18 protein-coding genes are annotated in these 17,368 nt (G+C 74.3%); 13 read left to right on the forward strand and 5 right to left on the reverse strand.

Annotation, left to right across the window (positions count from 1 at the left end; all coding sequences use genetic code 11):
* Positions 1 to 29 precede the first annotated feature (29 nt).
* On the reverse strand, positions 30 to 800 hold the full coding sequence (locus tag ACZ6Q9_RS16045) for a hypothetical protein (RefSeq protein WP_393459411.1): 771 nt from the start codon (positions 798 to 800) through the stop codon (positions 30 to 32).
* A complete protein-coding gene (locus tag ACZ6Q9_RS16050) occupies positions 797 to 1,246 on the reverse strand; it encodes an NUDIX domain-containing protein (RefSeq protein WP_350682518.1) in 450 nt (149 codons plus the stop codon). The genes ACZ6Q9_RS16045 and ACZ6Q9_RS16050 overlap by 4 nt, the downstream gene beginning before the upstream one ends.
* Positions 1,247 to 1,361: 115 nt before the next feature.
* Here ACZ6Q9_RS16050 and ACZ6Q9_RS16055 point away from each other — a divergent pair, with 115 nt between their 5' ends.
* From ACZ6Q9_RS16055 to corA, 4 genes are all read left to right on the forward strand, one after another.
* Complete coding sequence (locus ACZ6Q9_RS16055; RefSeq protein ID WP_393259390.1) at positions 1,362 to 1,754, forward strand: CBS domain-containing protein; 393 nt, start codon at positions 1,362 to 1,364, stop codon at positions 1,752 to 1,754.
* A gap of 90 nt (positions 1,755 to 1,844) precedes the next feature.
* Positions 1,845 to 2,303 carry an ester cyclase gene (locus ACZ6Q9_RS16060; RefSeq protein WP_393259389.1) on the forward strand — a complete coding sequence of 153 codons (459 nt, stop codon included), beginning with the start codon at positions 1,845 to 1,847 and terminating at the stop codon, positions 2,301 to 2,303.
* Between the two features lie 106 nt (positions 2,304 to 2,409).
* Positions 2,410 to 3,504 carry an aminotransferase-like domain-containing protein gene (locus tag ACZ6Q9_RS16065; RefSeq protein WP_393259387.1) on the forward strand — a complete coding sequence of 365 codons (1,095 nt, stop codon included), beginning with the start codon at positions 2,410 to 2,412 and terminating at the stop codon, positions 3,502 to 3,504.
* 353 nt (positions 3,505 to 3,857) lie between these two features.
* Positions 3,858 to 5,006, forward strand: a complete 1,149-nt coding sequence (corA, locus tag ACZ6Q9_RS16070) for a magnesium/cobalt transporter CorA (protein ID WP_393260610.1) — start codon at positions 3,858 to 3,860, stop codon at positions 5,004 to 5,006.
* Between the two features lie 76 nt (positions 5,007 to 5,082).
* Here the strand turns inward: corA and ACZ6Q9_RS16075 are convergent, their stop codons facing one another.
* Positions 5,083 to 5,895, reverse strand: a complete 813-nt coding sequence (locus ACZ6Q9_RS16075; RefSeq protein ID WP_396829248.1) for a hypothetical protein — start codon at positions 5,893 to 5,895, stop codon at positions 5,083 to 5,085.
* Positions 5,896 to 5,979: 84 nt separating this feature from the next.
* Between ACZ6Q9_RS16075 and ACZ6Q9_RS16080 the strand changes: the two genes are divergently transcribed.
* Positions 5,980 to 6,510, forward strand: a complete 531-nt coding sequence (locus ACZ6Q9_RS16080; RefSeq protein WP_350682508.1) for a peptidylprolyl isomerase — start codon at positions 5,980 to 5,982, stop codon at positions 6,508 to 6,510.
* 94 nt (positions 6,511 to 6,604) lie between these two features.
* The gene (locus ACZ6Q9_RS16085) at positions 6,605 to 7,519 is read left to right on the forward strand and encodes a rhomboid family intramembrane serine protease (RefSeq protein WP_393459402.1); all 915 of its coding nucleotides are present in this window, start codon (positions 6,605 to 6,607) and stop codon (positions 7,517 to 7,519) included.
* A 61-nt stretch (positions 7,520 to 7,580) separates the two neighbouring features.
* Here ACZ6Q9_RS16085 and ACZ6Q9_RS16090 read toward each other — a convergent pair whose 3' ends face one another.
* The gene (locus ACZ6Q9_RS16090) at positions 7,581 to 8,012 is read right to left on the reverse strand and encodes a PH domain-containing protein (protein WP_393259381.1); all 432 of its coding nucleotides are present in this window, start codon (positions 8,010 to 8,012) and stop codon (positions 7,581 to 7,583) included.
* Between the two features lie 89 nt (positions 8,013 to 8,101).
* On the opposite strand from ACZ6Q9_RS16090, the gene ACZ6Q9_RS16095 reads away from it, so the two are divergent.
* Positions 8,102 to 9,274 (forward strand): thiolase family protein, encoded by a 1,173-nt coding sequence (locus tag ACZ6Q9_RS16095; RefSeq protein ID WP_396829249.1) that lies wholly within the window; start codon positions 8,102 to 8,104, stop codon positions 9,272 to 9,274.
* A gap of 23 nt (positions 9,275 to 9,297) precedes the next feature.
* Here the strand turns inward: ACZ6Q9_RS16095 and ACZ6Q9_RS16100 are convergent, their stop codons facing one another.
* Positions 9,298 to 9,951: a class I SAM-dependent methyltransferase gene (locus ACZ6Q9_RS16100; RefSeq protein ID WP_393259377.1), complete on the reverse strand. Its 654-nt coding sequence runs from the start codon at positions 9,949 to 9,951 to the stop codon at positions 9,298 to 9,300.
* A gap of 142 nt (positions 9,952 to 10,093) precedes the next feature.
* Between ACZ6Q9_RS16100 and ACZ6Q9_RS16105 the strand changes: the two genes are divergently transcribed.
* From ACZ6Q9_RS16105 to ACZ6Q9_RS16130, 6 genes are all read left to right on the forward strand, one after another.
* Positions 10,094 to 11,095: a phosphotransferase gene (locus ACZ6Q9_RS16105; RefSeq protein WP_396829250.1), complete on the forward strand. Its 1,002-nt coding sequence runs from the start codon at positions 10,094 to 10,096 to the stop codon at positions 11,093 to 11,095.
* A 187-nt stretch (positions 11,096 to 11,282) separates the two neighbouring features.
* Positions 11,283 to 12,881: a glycoside hydrolase domain-containing protein gene (locus ACZ6Q9_RS16110; protein WP_393259374.1), complete on the forward strand. Its 1,599-nt coding sequence runs from the start codon at positions 11,283 to 11,285 to the stop codon at positions 12,879 to 12,881.
* A gap of 20 nt (positions 12,882 to 12,901) precedes the next feature.
* Positions 12,902 to 14,512 carry a glycoside hydrolase domain-containing protein gene (locus tag ACZ6Q9_RS16115; protein ID WP_396829252.1) on the forward strand — a complete coding sequence of 537 codons (1,611 nt, stop codon included), beginning with the start codon at positions 12,902 to 12,904 and terminating at the stop codon, positions 14,510 to 14,512.
* Positions 14,513 to 14,641: 129 nt separating this feature from the next.
* Positions 14,642 to 15,154 (forward strand): hypothetical protein, encoded by a 513-nt coding sequence (locus ACZ6Q9_RS16120; protein WP_350702644.1) that lies wholly within the window; start codon positions 14,642 to 14,644, stop codon positions 15,152 to 15,154.
* 68 nt (positions 15,155 to 15,222) lie between these two features.
* Complete coding sequence (locus ACZ6Q9_RS16125) at positions 15,223 to 15,915, forward strand: response regulator transcription factor (RefSeq protein ID WP_357698310.1); 693 nt, start codon at positions 15,223 to 15,225, stop codon at positions 15,913 to 15,915.
* Positions 15,908 to 17,347 carry a sensor histidine kinase gene (locus ACZ6Q9_RS16130; RefSeq protein WP_393259370.1) on the forward strand — a complete coding sequence of 480 codons (1,440 nt, stop codon included), beginning with the start codon at positions 15,908 to 15,910 and terminating at the stop codon, positions 17,345 to 17,347. Before ACZ6Q9_RS16125 ends, ACZ6Q9_RS16130 begins: the two co-directional genes overlap by 8 nt.
* Positions 17,348 to 17,368 lie beyond the last annotated feature (21 nt).

Genomic DNA, 17,368 nt, shown 5'->3' on the forward strand with positions numbered 1-17,368 from the left:
GCGTGACGGCGCCGCTGTGACCAACCGGGTCAGCCGGGCAGCGCCGCCAGGTCCGCCAGCATCACCAGCCGCTCCTCGGCGGTCAGCACGGTGTACGGGCCGGCCGCCCGCCGGTCGGTCTCCAGCTCGATGGCGAGCTGCTCCGGCCCGGGCGGCAGGGCGGCGACGCTCGCCGCGGTGTGCCCGGCGGCGGTCCAGGCGGCGGCGTGCGCGTCGGCCCGGTGGTAACGCAGCGTGCCCAGCCGATTGAGCAGCAGCACACCGGGCGGGGTGCCGTCCGGCTCGTGCGGCGGCGCCATCGCGGCGAACGCGGCGCCGTCGTCGGCGTCCTCCTCCTCGGCGAGCACCAGCGCGTACGCGAGCACCCGGCCGAGCGCCTCCACCAGCCGGAGCACGCGGTCGTCGTGCCCGGCCCAGAGTTCCCTGGTCACCTCGGCGTGCACCTGCCAGATCCCGGCGAGGAAGGCCAGCCCGCGTTCGGTGGCGGAGAGCCCGCCGTCGGGGCTGCGGTGGATCATCCCGTACGCCACCTGCTTGTCCAGGGCCCGCCGGCAGTCGGCCGGGTCCCGGTAGCGGGTGACCGCCGCGAACCCGGCCTCGTCGACCGTCCCGCCGGGCGCCGCGAGGCGGGTGCGGAACTCCAGCAGGAAGCCGGTGGCGGCCGGCCCGCCGTACTGCTGGCTCAGCTCCGCGCCGCCACCGTCGCGGCCGGCCAGCATGCCGGCGACGAAGGCCCGGTCGACCGCCGGGGCGACCAGGCCGGCGAACCGGTGCGGCGCCAGCTCGACGGTGTCGTTCACAGACCGATCGAACGCAGGGCGGCGAAGGCTTCCTCCGCGATCCGCCGGATCAGGCCGTCGTTGACGTCGCGGTGCTCGTCGAGCAGGTCGACCTCGTCGGCGGCGAGCCACCGGAACTCGGTGTGCTTGCCCGCCTCCAGCGTCGGCCGGGCGAGGTCGCCGTCGACCCGGACCAGCCAGTCGCTCTCGATCCGCTCCAGGCCGTCGTCGGCGACGTAGCGGTACTCCCCGACGTGGCCGAGCACGTGCGACACCGTCCAGCCGGTCTCCTCGGTCACCTCCCGGCGCAGCGCGTCGTCCACGTCCTCGCCCGGTTCCAGGTGGCCGCCGACGATGTCCCAGCAGTTGGGAAAGATGCGCCGGTCGGGAGACCGTCGCTGGACGAAGAGGCGGCCCTCGTCGTCGACGATCAGCGCGCCGGCGCAGCGTAGAGGCTCGGTGGACACGCCACGACAGTAGCGAGCGGTCGGGCGTCGCGGCGATGCCCGGTCTTGTCCCGGAAACCTCAGGAGCGGACCATGTCCCCTACCGGATGCCACCGTCCCACAGGGGTGATGCGTGATGCAGGTACGGGAAGCGATGTCCAGCGAGGTCCTCGTGGTCGGCCCGGAGCACACGCTCCGTCAGGCGGCCCGGATGATGTCGGCCCGCGGCGTCGGGTCGGCGGTCGTGATCGATCCCGACTCCGAGGGGGTCGGCATCATGACCGAACGCGACGTGCTCAAGGCCATCGGCGCCGGCCTGGACTGCGACGTCGAGCGGACGGGCGCCCACCTCACCTGGGACGTGGTCTACGCCGGGTCGGAGTGGACGGTGGAGGAGGCGGCCGCCGCGATGGCCCGGGGCGGCTTCCGGCACCTGGTGGTGCTCGACGGGCGCGAGGTGGCCGGGGTGATCTCCGTACGCGACATCATGCGGGTCTGGGCGGCCAGCCGGATGGTCGACGCGAGCTGAGCGGCCGGTCCGGCGCGGGTGTGGCCGGCCGATCGACGGGTAAGGATTCCCTGCGGGCGCGGACGGGCCGTGCCCCGCGGGGAGGCCCTCATGCGCGGCGCGGATCGGCTGGTCGAGCAGCAGTACGCGATGCTCCTGCGGCGGGACGTGGCCCGGCTGCCGGACCTCTACGCGACGGACGCCTTCTACTCGATGCCGGGCGTCACGGTGCGCCCGATCGAGCTGCCCGCACTGCTGCGCACCTGGACCGGGGCCTTCCCGGACCTGTCCGTCGACCGGCTCGGGTCGGTGCAGACCGCCGGGGGCGCGGCCGTCGAGCAGCGGCTCACGGGCACCCACACCGGGGTGCTGCACACCCCGTTCGGCACCGTCGCGCCGACGGGCCGGGTGGTGAGCTGGGACGTGGTCGACGTCGTCCGGGTGCGGCACGGGAAGGTCTCGGCCTGGCGGTCCTACTTCGACTGGGGCCAGCTCATCGCGGCGCTCGGGCTGCACGTGGACGGGCTTTCCCGCGAGGCGCAGCACGACCCGCTCGGCCTTCCGGTCTGATCTGCCGCCGACCGGTTGACGCGGGTCACCCGTCCCGGTGGCTCAGGATGCGGACATCGCCGTGCCGTCGGCGCGCACCCCACCGCCTTCCGTACGCTGAACAGCCATGACCGCCGAGCAGCTGATCTCCTTCGCCCGTGGCGCTCCCTCGCTGGACATCGTCGATGTCGAGGGGCTCAAGGCCGCCGCCGTCCGCGCGTTCGACGCCGACCCCGCCGGGGTGACGGCGTACGGCACCTCCGTCGGCTACCTTCCGCTACGGAAGTGGATCGCCGAGAAGCACGGGGTGTCGGCCGACCAGGTGCTCATCACCAACGGGTCGTTGCAGGCCGACGCGTTCCTCTTCGACCACCTGGTCCGCCCCGGCGACGCGGTGGTGGTGGAGCGCCCGACGTACGACCGGACCCTGCTCAACCTCCAGCGGATGGGCGGCGAGCTGCACGGCGTCTCCATCCAGCCGGACGGCCTCGACACCGCCGAGCTGCGCAAGCTGCTGGAGTCCGGGGTGCGCCCCCGGCTCGCGCACGTCATCCCGAACTACCAGAACCCGGCCGGCGTGACGCTGAGCCTGGAGAAGCGCCGCGAGTTGCTCGATCTCGCCGCCGAGTACGAGTTCACGATCTTCGAGGACGACCCGTACGCCGACATCCGGTTCCGGGGCGAGGCGCTGCCGTCGATGCTCTCGCTCGACACCCGCAACGTCGTGGTGCACGCCTCCAGCTTCACCAAGACGGTCTGCCCGGGGGTGCGGGTCGGCTACCTGGTCGGCCCGGCGGACCTGATCGGCGACATCGCGAAGAAGGCGACCAGCCTCTACATCTCGCCCGGCATGGTCTCCGAGGCGATCGTGCACCAGTTCTGCGTCTCCGGTGACATCGAGCGCTCGATCGAGACGGTGCGCGCCGCACTCGGCGAGCGGGCCCGGGTGCTGGCCGAGTCGCTGCGCCGGCACATCCCCGAGGCCCGGTTCGTGGAGCCGGACGGCGGCTACTTCCTCTGGGTCGAGCTGCCCGAGGACGTCGAGGTCGACAGGCTCGCCCCGGCCGCCGCCGAGCGCGGGGTCGCCGTGGTCAAGGGCAGCGACTTCGTGGTCGACGGCGGGCGGCACGCCCTGCGGCTGGCCTACTCGGCGGTGACCGCCGACCGGATCGATGAGGGCGTCCGGCGGCTGGCGGAGGCCATGGCGGCCGTACGGGGCTGATTTCTGTCGGATTTCTGACAGTGCGGCGATACCGGCCGTCCCGGGTCTCCCGTCGGGGCGGCCGGTGGCCCACAATGCTGCGAGCGTCACTCACCACGTAGCGCAACTCACCGTTCGGCGCCGGCCCACGCCGCGCCCGACGACGAGATTGACCCGGCCCCCGCCGGGCGGCACGCGGAGCGACGCGAGCAGCACAACCCCCGCCCCCAAGGGTGCCGGGTGGGCCGTGTCGTCCCCTCACCCCCCTGATGCGGCCCGGCCCGCCCGGCGCCACCACGGTCGATCGTCACCGCCCGTGACCGTCGACGGCGGCGTACCCTGCTAGCCGCGGCAGCGCGTGGGGAGGGGGCGTGATGACGGACCGGGGGCAGCGGGGGCGGACGGCCTCGCCGAGCGGCGGGCGGGTGCTCAGGCCCCGGGACTGGGCGGCGCCCGTGCGGGCGATGACCCGCCGGCTCAACCCCGACAACCTCCAGGGCCCCCCGACGCCGGCCGGCCCGCAGCGCAGCGCGGTGGTCGACTGCGCCCTCTACGTCGACGGCCGCCGGCAGCCCGGCGACTGGCGGTACGCCGACGCGCTCGCCGCGGCCCGCCGCGAGGAGAACGCCTTCGTCTGGCTCGGCCTGCACGAACCAGAGCTGGCCGAGATGACCGCCATCGCCGCCACCTACGGCCTGCACGAGCTGGCCGTCGAGGACGCGGTCAAGGCGCAGCAGCGCCCCAAGCTGGAGCAGTTCGGCGAGGTCAGCTTCCTGGTGCTGCGGACCGCGCGCTACTGCGAGCACGCCGAGCTGACCGAGAACTCCGAGGTCGTCGAGACCGGCCAGGTGATGCTCTTCATCGGGCCGAACTTCCTGATCAGCGTCCGGCACGGGGACGCCTGCCGGCTGGCCCCCGTCCGGGCCGACCTGGAGACGAAGCAGGACCTGCTGCTCCACGGGCCCTGGTCGGTGGCGTACGCGGTGACCGACCGGGTGGTGGACATCTACCTGGAGGTCGCCGACCGGCTGGAGGACGACCTCGACACGCTGGAGGTCGAGGTGTTCGACCGCCAGGCGAGCGGCCGGATCCAGCGGATCTACCAGATGAAGCGGGAACTGGTGGAGTTCAAGCGGGCGGTGACGCCGCTGCAACGCCCGCTGATGACGCTCACCGCGCAGCTGAACCGGGACGTGCCCGACGAGATCCGCCGCTACTTCCGCGACGTGCAGGACCACCTCAGCCGCACCGTCGAGCAGGTCAACTCCTACGACGACCTGCTCAACTCCATCCTCCAGGCCCGGCTGGCCCAGGTCACGGTCGACCAGAACAACGACATGCGCAAGATCGCCGCGTGGGCGGCCATCGCCGCCGTCTGGACCGCCATCGCCGGCATCTACGGCATGAACTTCGACGTCATGCCGGAGCTGCGGATGACGTACGGCTATCCGGTCGTGCTGGCCCTCATGCTCGCGATCTCGCTGGCCCTCTACCGCTGGTTCCGCCGCAACGGCTGGCTCTGACCGGGGGCGGGGACGCGGAAGCGCCGGCGGCGCGGGGTGACCCGCTCTGCCGGCGCTTTCCGGGGACTTCGGGGCGTCAGCGGCGCCCGTTGGTCTTGGCGCCCTTGCCCAGCGCCTCGGTCAGGTCGTCCGCCGGGCGGCCCGACACGTCCTTGGCGCCCTCGGCCACCGACGGGACCTTGTCCGTCGCGTGGACCGTCGGCTGCGTGCCGGGGGCGGTGGTGGAGGTGCTGTCGCCGCCGGCCACCGCCGAGCTGCCGGCGCCGGTCGGCCCGCCGGCCATGCCCGAGCCGCTCGACAGCGTCGAGGCCTCGGTGACCGGGGTCCGGATCTCCATGGTCTCGACCTCGTCGCGCATCGGTTCCAGCGTGCGGGTCGGGTCGTACTCGGCCCACTCCTGCTGCTCGCGACGGCGACGCATCGCCATCGCGGCGACGCCGGCCACCGCGCCGGCCGCCAGGAGACCGGTCAACATGGACCCGCCGCGCCGTGCGTTCTTCTTCCGGGAAGCCTTCATGTTCTTCGCCTTGACCTTCCTGGTGACCGCGGCCTGCTTGGCTGCGGCGGCCTTCCTGCCGGTGACCGCCTTGCCCGCCGCCTCGGCCTGGGCCTTGCGGACGGCCAGGGCCAGCGGCGCGAGCGCGGCGACCGTGGACGCGAGACCGCTGGAGGCGCGGTCGCGCACGATGACGGCGGTCGGCGCGACGGCGCCCCGGGCCGCCTGGACCCGCGGGCCGACGGTGGCGCCGGCGCCCTTCGCGGCGTAAGTCGCGGCCTGCCTCAGGTGACCGAGGCCCTGGTTCAGCTCCGCCTTGGCCAGCTGCCCCTGGGTCTTACGCCGCCCGATTCCAAACACGGTCCCACCTCCTGGGAGTTGTTCCTTCGTCATCCTCCACCTTCGGATGCCTCCGCACTGCCAGATCGGGCACATGGGAGGATCCGCATGGAACTGACCAACGAGTGAGGAGTACCCGTGGCCGAGGCTGTCTACGCCACCTTGCACACCAACGCTGGCCCGATCCGGCTGGAGCTCTTCCCCAACCACGCGCCGAAGACCGTCAAGAACTTCGTCGACCTGGCCGAGGGCAACCGCGAATACACCGACCCGCGCACGGGTCAGCCGGGCAGTGGGCCGTACTACGACGGCACCATCTCGCACCGGGTGATCAGCGGCTTCATGATCCAGATGGGCGACCCGACGGGCACCGGCCGCGGTGGCCCGGGGTACAAGTTCGCCGACGAGTTCCACCCGGAGCTGCGCTTCGACCGGCCGTACCTGCTGGCCATGGCGAACGCCGGGCCGGGCACGAACGGCTCGCAGTTCTTCATCACCGTCTCGCCGACGCCGCACCTGAACAACCGGCACACCATCTTCGGTCAGGTGGCCGACGAGCAGTCCGCGAAGGTCGTCGACTCGATCGCCAACACCCCGACCGGCCCGAACGACCGGCCGCTGCAGGACGTCGTCATCGAGCGGGTCGAGATCGAGCGCTCCGCTGCCTGAGCCGTCCGCGAGGTACCTTTGCCCACATGACTGAGCGCTCCGAAGGTCGGGACCGGTTGGCGGGCCGCGCGGCCCGCGTCGGCGGGCGGGCGCGGTGAGCGAGTCGCCGCCGGTCACCCCGGTCTGCTACCGGCACCCCGGCCGGGAGACGTACGTCCGGTGCACCCGCTGCGACCGGCCGATCTGCCCGGACTGCATGCGGGAGGCGTCGGTCGGGTTCCAGTGCCCGGAGTGCGTGGCGGAGGGACGTCGTGGCGTGCGGCCGGCGCGCACCGTCTTCGGTGGCGGTGCCGCCGGCCGGCACGGCTATGTCACCAAGGCGCTGATCGCGCTGAACGTGCTGCTGATGCTGCTCTCCATCGCCTCGGACCGGGGCGGGGACGCGGCGGTCGGCGGCTCCGGCTTCGGCGGCCTGATGGGCGGCAGCACCCCGCTGACCGACTGGGGCGCGGTGCTCGGCGGCGCGATCTTCCCCGACGGCACGGTCGGCGGCATCGCCGAGGGCGAGTGGTACCGCCTGGTCACCGCGATGTTCCTGCACTACGGCGTGGTCCACCTGCTGCTGAACATGTGGGCGCTGTGGGTGCTGGGCCGGTCGCTGGAGGCCAGTCTCGGGCCGCTGCGGTTCGGCGTGCTCTACCTGGTCTCCGGGCTGGGCGGAAACGTCGCCGCCTACCTGTTCAGCGAGCAGAACCAGCTCACCGCCGGCGCGTCCACGTCGATCTTCGGCCTCTTCGCCGCGCTGGTGGTCATCGAACGCAAGATGGGGCGGGACATCTCCCAGGTGCTCCCCATCCTGGTGATCAACCTGGTCTTCACGTTCACCGTGCCCGGCATCTCGATCCCCGGGCACCTGGGCGGGCTGGTGGTCGGCGGGCTGGTGGCGCTCGTGTTCGCGTACGCCCCACGGTCCCGGCGGACGCTGGTGCAGTTCGCCGGCGGCGCGGTGGTCGTGGTGGCGCTGCTCGGCCTGGCGCTGATCCGCACCGCCGTCATCCTCGGCGGCTGACCGTCCGCTCGGTCGTGCCGCGCGGGACCGACCGGCGGCGGGCCGGCGGCTGACCCGCCGCTCAGCGCGGGCGGGCCTCGTGCAGGGCCTCGGCCACGTCGGCGGGGTCGGCGCCGAGGTCGAGGCGGCCGAAGAGGTGCAGCGACTCCCCGGCGTCGATCTCCAGCACCTCGCTGGTCAGGCCCAGCCGGGCGCGGCGGTCCACGGTGACCCGCTCGACGGCCGGCCAGGGCAGCCGGCGGCGACCCGCGAAGCCCCGGACGACGGTGACCCCCTCCGGGTCGACCGCCAGCCGGACCGGCGCCACCAGGTCGCGCGCCGCCCAGCCGGCCAGCGCGGCGGCCGCGACCACGGCCAGCCCCAACTGGACCGGGTCGCCCTCGTCGAGGAGCAGTGCGAGCGCGAGCAGCGCGACCGCGCCGGCCAGCTTGAGTGCCGGCAGGGTGGCCGGCACCCGCCACTGGTGGACGGTCGGGGACGGGTCTGGGCGCATCCGTCCAGGATGCCAGCGCACCCCGGGGGAGGACGGCGGCCCGCCCAGGACGTAGTATCGGTGGCAGCCGAAGTTACCGGGGAGTAGTCATGAGTGACGCAGTCATCGTCGGCGCGGTACGCACCCCGGTGGGGCGGCGCAAGGGCAGCCTGGCCGCCGTGCACCCGGTCGACCTCTCGGCGCACGTGCTGCGCGCCCTCGCCGAGCGCACCGGGATCGACCCGGCCCAGGTCGACGACGTGGTCTGGGGCTGCGTCTCCCAGGTCGGCGACCAGTCGTGGAACATCGCCCGCAACGGCGTGCTGGCCGCGGGCTGGCCCGAGTCGGTGCCCGGCACCACGCTCGACCGGCAGTGCGGCTCCAGCCAGCAGGCCCTGCACTTCGCCGCCGCCACCGTGCTCTCCGGCCAGGCCGATCTGGTGGTCGCCGGCGGCGTCGAGTCGATGACCCGGGTGGCCATGGGCTCCAGCGGGGCCGGCGGGATGCCCTTCAGCGAGCAGCTCCGCGACCGCTACCGGGGCGTCGAGGGCTTCGCCGAGGATGCGCCGCTGCCGTTCAACCAGGGCGTCGGGGCGGAGCTGATCGCCGCGCGCTGGCGCTTCTCCCGGGCCCAGCTCGACGAGTTCGCCCTCGCCAGCCACGAGAAGGCGGCCGTCGCGCAGGACGCCGGCGCCTTCGAGGCCGAGATCACCCCGGTCGCCCTGGCCGACGGCGGCAAGTTCGCCGCCGACGAGGGCATCCGGCGGGACACCTCGCTGGAGAAGCTCGGTGAGCTGGCCACCCCGTTTCGCCCCGACGGCGTCGTCACCGCCGGCTCCGCGTCGCAGATCTCCGACGGCGCGGCGGCGCTCGCCGTCACCACCAGCGAGTGGGCCAGCCGGCACGGCCTGCGCCCGCTGGCCCGGATCCACACCGCCGTGGTCGCCGCCGACGACCCGGTCACCATGCTCACCGCGCCCATCCCGGCCACCGCGAAGGCGCTGCGCCGCGCGGGGCTGGGCATCGAGGAGATCGGGGTGTACGAGGTGAACGAGGCGTTCGCCCCGGTGCCGCTGGCCTGGCTGGCGGAGACCGAGGCGGACGCGGAGCGGCTCAACCCGCGCGGCGGCGCGATCGCCCTCGGCCACCCGCTCGGCGCCTCCGGCGCCCGGATCATGACCACCATGCTCGCCCACATGCGGGACAACGACATCCGCTACGGCCTCCAGACCATGTGCGAGGGCGGCGGCATGGCCAACGCCACCATCGTCGAGCTGCTCTGACGCCCGGCCTGCCGGGGCGGGAGCTACGCCCCGGCGGGCCGGCGCGCCACCATGTGGCCCTGCGGGGTCTTCTCGGTGCCTTCGGGCTCCTTCACGACCGTGGCCCACAGGTCGAAACCGGCCTCGCGCAGCAGCGCGGCCACCTCGTCCGGCTGCTGCCGGTACCAGTCGGCGCAGATCGGTTTGCCGAAGGCCTCGTCGAGGTGCAGGCATTCGTCGCCGACCTGGAAGGCGAGCATGAGCTGCCCGCCCGGCGCGAGCACCCGGTGGAACTCGGCGAAGACCTCGGGCCGCCGCTCCCAGGGGACGTGGATGATCGAGTAGTAGGCGAGCAGCCCGCCGAGGGAGGCGTCCGGCAGGTCCAGCGCGAGCATCGAGCCCACCTCGAACCGCAGCCCCGGGTACGTCTCCCGGGCCAGCGCGACCATCCCGGGCGACAGGTCGACGCCGAACGCGTCCAGGCCCAGTCGGTGCAGCAGGATCGTGACGCGGCCGGGCCCGCAGCCGACGTCGGCGACGGGGCCGTTGCCGTTGGCCTTCACCGCCTCGGCGAAGGCGGCCAGCAGCGCGCGGTCGAGGGGTCTCTCGTCCATGTCCGTGCGGAGCCACTCGGCGTAGTCGACGGCCATGGTGTCGTAGGAGTCGCGGGTGGCGGCGAGGAACGAGGCGTCCGGCATGGCGGTGAAGGGTAGCCGTCCCCTCCGCCGGCCGCGATGATCATCGCCGGGACCGGCGGGGCGTGTCGATCGCCGCCGGGCACGGGGTGCGCCGGGGATAAGGTGTCGCCCCGGCGCCGGGGACCGGGCTAGATTCCGCGGCGTGACCACTGCCTCCATGCCGTACGCCGACTGGGCCGACCCGCACTGGCGGGACACCGCGCTCGGCTGGGTCGGCGACCAGCTCGGCCGGCACGGCCGGCGGGTCGTCGGGCCGGTCGAGCCCCGGGTCCGGCCGTGGTCCCTCGTCTGGCGGGTACCCACCGACGCCGGGGACGCCTGGTTCAAGGCGAACAACCCGGGCACCCGGCACGAGGCGGCGCTGCTGGCCGCACTGGCCCGGCTCGCCCCGGGGCGGGTGCTCGACCCGATCGCGGTCGACACCGACCGCGGCTGGTCGCTGCTGCCCGACGGGGGCCGCTCGCTGCGCGACGCGCTGGGCGGCGACCGTGACCTGCTGGCCCGCTGGGAGCAGGTCCTGCCGGAGTACGCCGACCTCCAGCGCACGGTCGCGCCCCGCGCCGGTGAGCTGCTCGCGCTCGGGGTGCCCGACCACCGGCCGGAGGTGCTGCCGGAGCTGTTCGAGTCGCTGCTGGAGGACGAGGAGTCGCTGCTGCTGGGGGCGGCGGACGGGCTCGACGTCGAGGCGTACGGGCGGTTGCGCGCCCATCGGGACACCTTCGCCGAGCACTGCCGACGGCTGGCCGACTCGGGCATCGAGCCCAGCATCCAGCACGACGACCTGCACGACGGCAACGTCTTCGTCGCCGACGACGGGCACCGGTTCTTCGACTGGGGGGACGCCTCGGTCGCCCACCCGTTCGGCACCCTGCTGGTCACGCTGAACTCGGTCGCGGACGCCTTCGAGCTGCCCGCCGGCGACCCGACGTCGGCGCGGCTGCGGGACGCGTACCTGGAGCCGTGGTCGGACCGGCACGACCGGGCGACGCTGCGCGAGGTGGCCCGGCTGGCCGTCCGCGTCACCCGGGTGAGCCGGTCGCTCTCCTGGCGCCGGGCCCTCATGACGCGGGATCCGGCCCGGGCGCAGTACGCGTCCGCGGTGCCCGGCTGGCTGACGGAGCTGTTCGAGCCCGACCCGGTCTGAACCCGGACGGGCGGCGCGCGGCCCCGCCCAGCAGGCGCGAGGGCCCGCCCGCGACACTTCCGGCCCGTCCGGTGCCGGCCACGACCTCGACAGGAGCCGTCGACTGTGGTCAGAATCAGCGGGCCGGCGGCGCGAGTGACGCGTCCGCCCGCCGGCCGTCCGACTCACGGGGACAGATCGGGGAAACGTGAAATCCACACTCTCGCCGGCCGGGCTGCGCCGTGCCGCCCGCCGGACCGTGGCCCTCGCCGCCACCACCGTCGTCGGCACCGGCCTCGCGTTGACAGCCGTCACCAGCCCGGCCCACGCCGCCGTCCCACCACAGCCCGGCACCTACACCGGCCTCGGCTTCGACGCCTGCACCGCGCCGACCAGCGCACAGATGCAGGCGTGGCGCGACCACTCGCCGTACCGGGCGGTCGTCATCTACTTCGGCGGCAGCAGCCGGGGCTGCGCACAGCCCGCGCTGACCCCCGAATGGGTCGCGGAGCAGACGGCGGAGGGCTGGCACCTCGTCCCGATGTACGTCGGGCTCCAGGCCCCCTGCCTGGCGACCAGCCGGCCGCGCATCGACCCGGCCCAGGCGGCGGCGCAGGGCCAGGCCGAGGCCGACGACGCCGTGGCGCGGGCGGTGGAACTCGGCCTGCCCCGGGAGAGCGTCCTCTTCTACGACATGGAGGACTACGACGGCGGCGACGCCGCCTGCACCACCGCGGTCCTCACCTTCATGAGCGCGTGGACCGCCCGGCTGCACGACCAGGGCTACCTCTCCGGCTTCTACAGCAGTGTGGCCCGGGGCGTCGCCGACCAGGTCGCCGCCTACGACACGCCCGGCTACGTGCGTCCGGACTACCTCGACTTCGCGCGCTGGGACAACGACGCCACGGTCGAGGACCCGACCATCCCGGCCAGCTACTGGATGCCGAAGCGGCGGATGAAGCAGCACGTGGGCCCGCACGACGAGACGTGGGGCGGGGTCACCATCAACATCGACGGCGACTACCTCGACGTCGCCCCGCTGCCGGCGACCCGGTTCGGCGACTTCACCGGCAACGGCTGGGCGGACCTCGGCTACCGGGAGCCGTCCACCGGCCGGGTGTACGTCTATGGCGGCAACGGCACCACGCTGAGCGGCCGGATCACGCTGGGCGCCGGCTGGAACGGCATGGACACGATCATCCGGGCCGGCGACTTCGACCGGTCCGGCGGCGAGGACGTGATCGCCCGCGAGCCGGCCACCGGCTACCTGTGGCTCTACCCGGGCACCGGGTCGGGGATCAGCGGCCGGATCAACCTCGGCGCGGGCTGGAACAGCGTCCGGGAGATCACGCCGATCGGCGACTACAACCGCGACGGCTTCCAGGACCTGCTGGCGGTGCAGAGCTCCACCGGCGCGCTCTACCTGTATCCCGGCACGGGAGGCAGCGCGTTCACCAGCCGCATCCTGCTCGGCTCCGGCTGGAACACGGTGGACGAGCTGAACGGCGGCGGCGACTTCAACAACGACGGCTACCCCGACGTGGTCGCGCGGGAGAAGAGCACCGGTGACCTCTACCTGTACCCGGGTCGTGCCGGCGCGCCCAACACCCGTACCAAGGTCGGTGCCGGCTGGAACACCATGCGCGACCTCGTCCAGCTCGGCGACTTCGACCGGGACGGCCGGCCGGACATGGTGGCCGTGCAGAATTCGACCGGCTACGTCTACCGGTACCGCTGGCTCGGCACCGCCTGGGCGTCGCCCATCCGGCTCGGCACCGGGTTCGGCTCCATGACCCCGCTGCTCTGAGCGACCAGGATCGAGGACTCGTGACGCTCCGTTCCGCTCTGCCCGCCGGGCTGCGGCGTACCGCCCGGCGGGCCCTCGCCGCGACGGCGGCCACCGTGCTCGCCGCCGGCGCCGCCCTGACCGGCACCGCCGGGCCCGCGTGGGCCGCCGGCTACACCGGGCCGCACCCGGGCGCGTTCACCGGCCTGGGCTTCGACACCTGCACCGCGCCGTCGAACGCGGCCATGAACGCGTGGCTCGCCTCGCCGTACCGGGCGGTGGGCATCTACATCGGGGGGAACGGCCGGGCCTGCGCCCAGCCGAACCTGACCCGGGAGTGGGTGACCACGCAGGCGGCGGCGGGCTGGCGCTTCTTCCCGCTCTACGTCGGGCCGCAGGCGCCCTGCCGCAGCACCAGCAAGCCTCGGATCGACCCGGCGCAGGCCGCCGCGCAGGGGCGGGCCGCCGCCGACGACGCCGCGGCGCGCGCCCGCGACCTGGGGCTCGCCCGGGAGAGCACCGTCTTCTACAACATGGAGAAGTACCCGGCGGGCGACGCGACCTGCACGGCGGCGGTGCAGACCTTCACCCACGCCTGGACCATCCGGCTGCACGACCACGGCTACTTCTCCGGCTTCTACACCGACGTGGCCTCCGGCGGCCTCGCCGACCAGGTCTCCGCGTACGAGCGGGCCGGCCACGGCCGGCCGGACTACCTGGACTTCGCCCGGTGGGACGGCGTGCAGACGGTGGCGGACGAGGCGCTGCCCGAGTCGTACTGGATGCCGAAGCAGCGGATGAAGCAGTACCGGGGCGACCACCACGAGACGTGGGGCGGGGTGACGATCAACATCGACAGCAACCACCTCGACGTCGCCCCGCTGCCCGCCACCCGGTTCGGCGACTTCACCGGCAACGGCTGGGCCGACCTCGGCTACCGCGAGCCGGCCACCGGCCGGCTGTACGTCTACGGCGGCAACGGCGCCACGCTGAGTGGGCGGGTCTCGCTCGGCGCGGGCTGGAACGGGATGGACGCGATCGTCCGGGCGGGCAACTTCGACCGGGCCGGCGGCGAGGACCTGCTGGCCCGCGAGAAGTCGACCGGCTACCTGTGGTTCTACCCGGGCAACGGCACCGGCGTGACCACCCGGGTCAGGGTCGGCAGCGGCTGGAACGGCATGCGCGAGATCACCCCCGTCGGCGACTGGAACGGCGACGGCTTCCAGGACATCGCGGCGGTGCAGACCTCCACCGGCGTGCTCTGGCTCTATCCGGGCACGGGCACCGGCTTCGGCAGCCGGGTCGCCCTCGGCGGCGCGGGCTGGAACGCGATGGACGAGCTGACCGGCGGCGCCGACTTCACCGGTGACGGGCGCCTCGACGTGCTCGCCCGGGACACGGCCACGGGCCGCCTGCACGTCCACCCGGGCGGCCCGGACGGGCTCCTCGGCGCCCGGCTCGACGCGGGTGCCGGCTGGGGCGGCATGCGCGACCTCGTCCAGCTCGGCGACTTCGACCGGGACGGCCGGCCCGACCTGGTCGCGGTCCAGAAGTCGACCGGCAACGTGCTGCGGTACCGCTGGAGCGGTGGCGGATGGCTCGCCCCGAACCGGCTGGGCAGCGGTTTCGGCGCGATGCAGCCGTTGCTCTGACCCGTACTTCCGGGCCCGTCCGGCGCGACGGGCCCGGAAGTCGGACAGGCGGTGCGACGCGCGGGTGTGGAAGTTCTGCAATTTGCGCGTGACCCACGTCACCCTCCGGCGCCCGTCGTTGGGCAGGGCATGGACGTCTTCTCCCGAACGTTCCTCCCGGCCGCCTCCGAGGCCGGACTGGCGATGCAGACTGTCAGCCGGCACATGCCGGTCTTCCGCCGCTGCGTCGGCTCCGGCGACGCCACCATCCTGGTCACCCGGTGCAGCCGGCCCGACCGCCCGATGGCCGGCGAGTACCTCTTCCTGCTGACCCACCGGCGGCTGGTCGTCACCCAGCAGACCCGGGTCCTGCACCGGCTGCGCCTGCACCTCAACACCGAGCTGCGGGAACTCAGCAACGTCACCTGGAGCCCGGACCCGCGCCTGCACTCGGTCGAGCTGGCGGCCACCGCGATCGACGGGGTCCGCGAGCGGTTCCTCATCCACACCCGGCACCCGAAGCAGGTGTGGCAGCTCGACGCGCTGCTCAACCACGCCTTCCGGACCCGGCTGCGGACGCCCCGGGAGCGGCTCGTCGCCACCATCGGCGAGGCGCCGGCGGTCGCGCGTCCCGCCGCGTTCCGGCCGGCCGTGGTGCGCTGACCGTCTTCTTACCGAATCCGAACATCCGCTGACCCGCCCGGCGCCGCCGCGTCGGGAATCATGGGCCGGTGACCGTCGACGCCCCGACCCGCGGGCTCGTCCTCGTGGTGGAGGACGAGCCGGCCATCGCCGACCTGGTCCGGCTCTACCTGATCCGCGACGGGTTCGGCGTACACCTGGAACGGGACGGCGCCGCCGGCCTGGCCGCCGCCCGCCGGCTGCGGCCGGTGGCCTGCGTCCTCGACATCGCGCTGCCCGGCCTCGCCGGTACCGAGGTCTGCCGGCGGCTGCGCGAGGCCGGCGACTGGACGCCGGTCATCTTCCTCACCGCCCGGGACGACGAGGTGGACCGCGTCGTCGGGCTGGAACTGGGCGCCGACGACTACGTCACCAAGCCGTTCAGCCCGCGCGAGCTGGTCGCCCGGGTGCGGGCGGTGCTGCGGCGCACGGCCGGAGCGCCCGGGGGAATGGGCCGGCCGCGGGTCGTCGGCGCGGTGACGCTCGACCCGGCCCGGCGCACGGTGACCGTCGCGGGGGCCCCGGTGCAGCTCACGTCGACCGAGTTCGACCTGCTCGCGCACCTGATGGCCCGGCCGGGCCGGGTCTTCACGCGGGAGGAACTGCTCGCCGGGGTGTGGGGGTACGCGGCCCACGCCGGCACCCGCACCGTCGACGTGCACGTCGCGCAGGTCCGCGCGAAGCTCGGCGCGGCCAGCGTGATCCGCACCCACCGGGGCGTCGGGTACGCCGCCGATGGCTGAGCCCACCGTCGCGCTGCCGGTGGTCGGCCCGCCGGCGCGACCACCCCGCCCCCGCCCCGCCCGTACGCTCACCTCCCGCGCGGTGCTGGTCACCTGCGCGGTGGCTCTGGTCTCGGTGCTGGTCACCGCGATCGTGGCGGTGCCCCTGGCGGTGCGCGGCGTCGAGCGGCGCGACCAGGAGGCGCTGGCCGCCCAGGCCCGGCTCGCCGCCGAGGTGCTGCGGCCCCGGCTGGAGACCGGGCGGACCGCCGACGAGGAGCGGCTCGTCCGCCAGTTGCGCGCCCAGGGCGTCGACGCGTACCTGGTCCGGCGGGGCGTCGCGGACCGGCCCGGCCTGCCGCCCCGGGTGGTGCAGCGCGTCGCCGAGGGACGGAACGTGTCGACCCGCCGGCCCCTCGACGGGCGGCGCACGCTCATCGAGGGCCGCGCCCTGCCGGGCGGCAACGGGGTGGTGCTGACCCGCTCCCGGGCCACCGCCCCGTGGCGGCAGGTGCTGCCCAGCCTCTGGCTGCCGCTGCTGGCCGGGCTGGCCGCCGGCGTGGTCGCCGGGCTGCTGCTGGCCCGCCGGCTGGCCCGGCCGATCCGGCGCGCCGCCGACGCCGCCGCCCGGCTGCGCGCCGGGGACCGGACGGTACGCGTGCCGGTGGAGCCGCCCGACGAGGTGGCCGACCTGGCGTACGCGCTGAACGGGCTGGCCGCCGCGCTGGCCACCAGCGAGGGCCGGCAGCGGGAGTTCCTGCTCTCCGTCTCGCACGAGTTGCGCACCCCGCTGACCGCGATCCGGGGCTACGCCGAGGCGTTGGCGGACGGGGTGATCGGGGCGGCGGACGCGGCGGGCACCGGCCGTACCGTGCTCGCCGAGGCGGAGCACCTGGACCGACTGGTCAGCGACCTGCTGGCGCTGGCCCGGCTGGAGGCCGCCGACTTCCCGCTCGAACCGGTGCCGGTGGACCTGGCCCGGTTGGCCGCCGACGCCGGCCGGACCTGGGCCGACCGGTGCGCGGCGATGGGGGTCACGTTCCGTGCCGAGGTCCCGGAGCAGCCGGTGCCGGCGTACACCGATCCGGGGCGGATCCGGCAGGTGGTGGACGGGCTGCTGGAGAACGCGCTGCGCGTCGTACCGCCGGGGGCGCCGGTCGTGCTCGCGGTCCGGGCGGCCGGCGCGGACCCGGCGGCGGGCGGCGTCGTGGAGGTCCGCGACGGCGGACCCGGTTTCACCGACGACGACCTGGCGGTGGCGTTCGAGCGCGGCGCCCTGCACCAGCGCTACCGGGGGGTGCGCAAGGTCGGCAGCGGGCTGGGGCTGGCGCTCGCCGCCGGCCTGGTCCGCCGGCTCGGCGGGGAGATCACGGCCGGGCACGCGCCGGAGGGCGGGGCGGCGTTCACCGTCCGGCTGCCCCCGGATCCTTACCAAGCTCGAACATCGGCCTGACCCGCCGCTCGCCGGACGGCG

Source organism: Micromonospora sp. NPDC049139 (genome assembly GCF_055586845.1).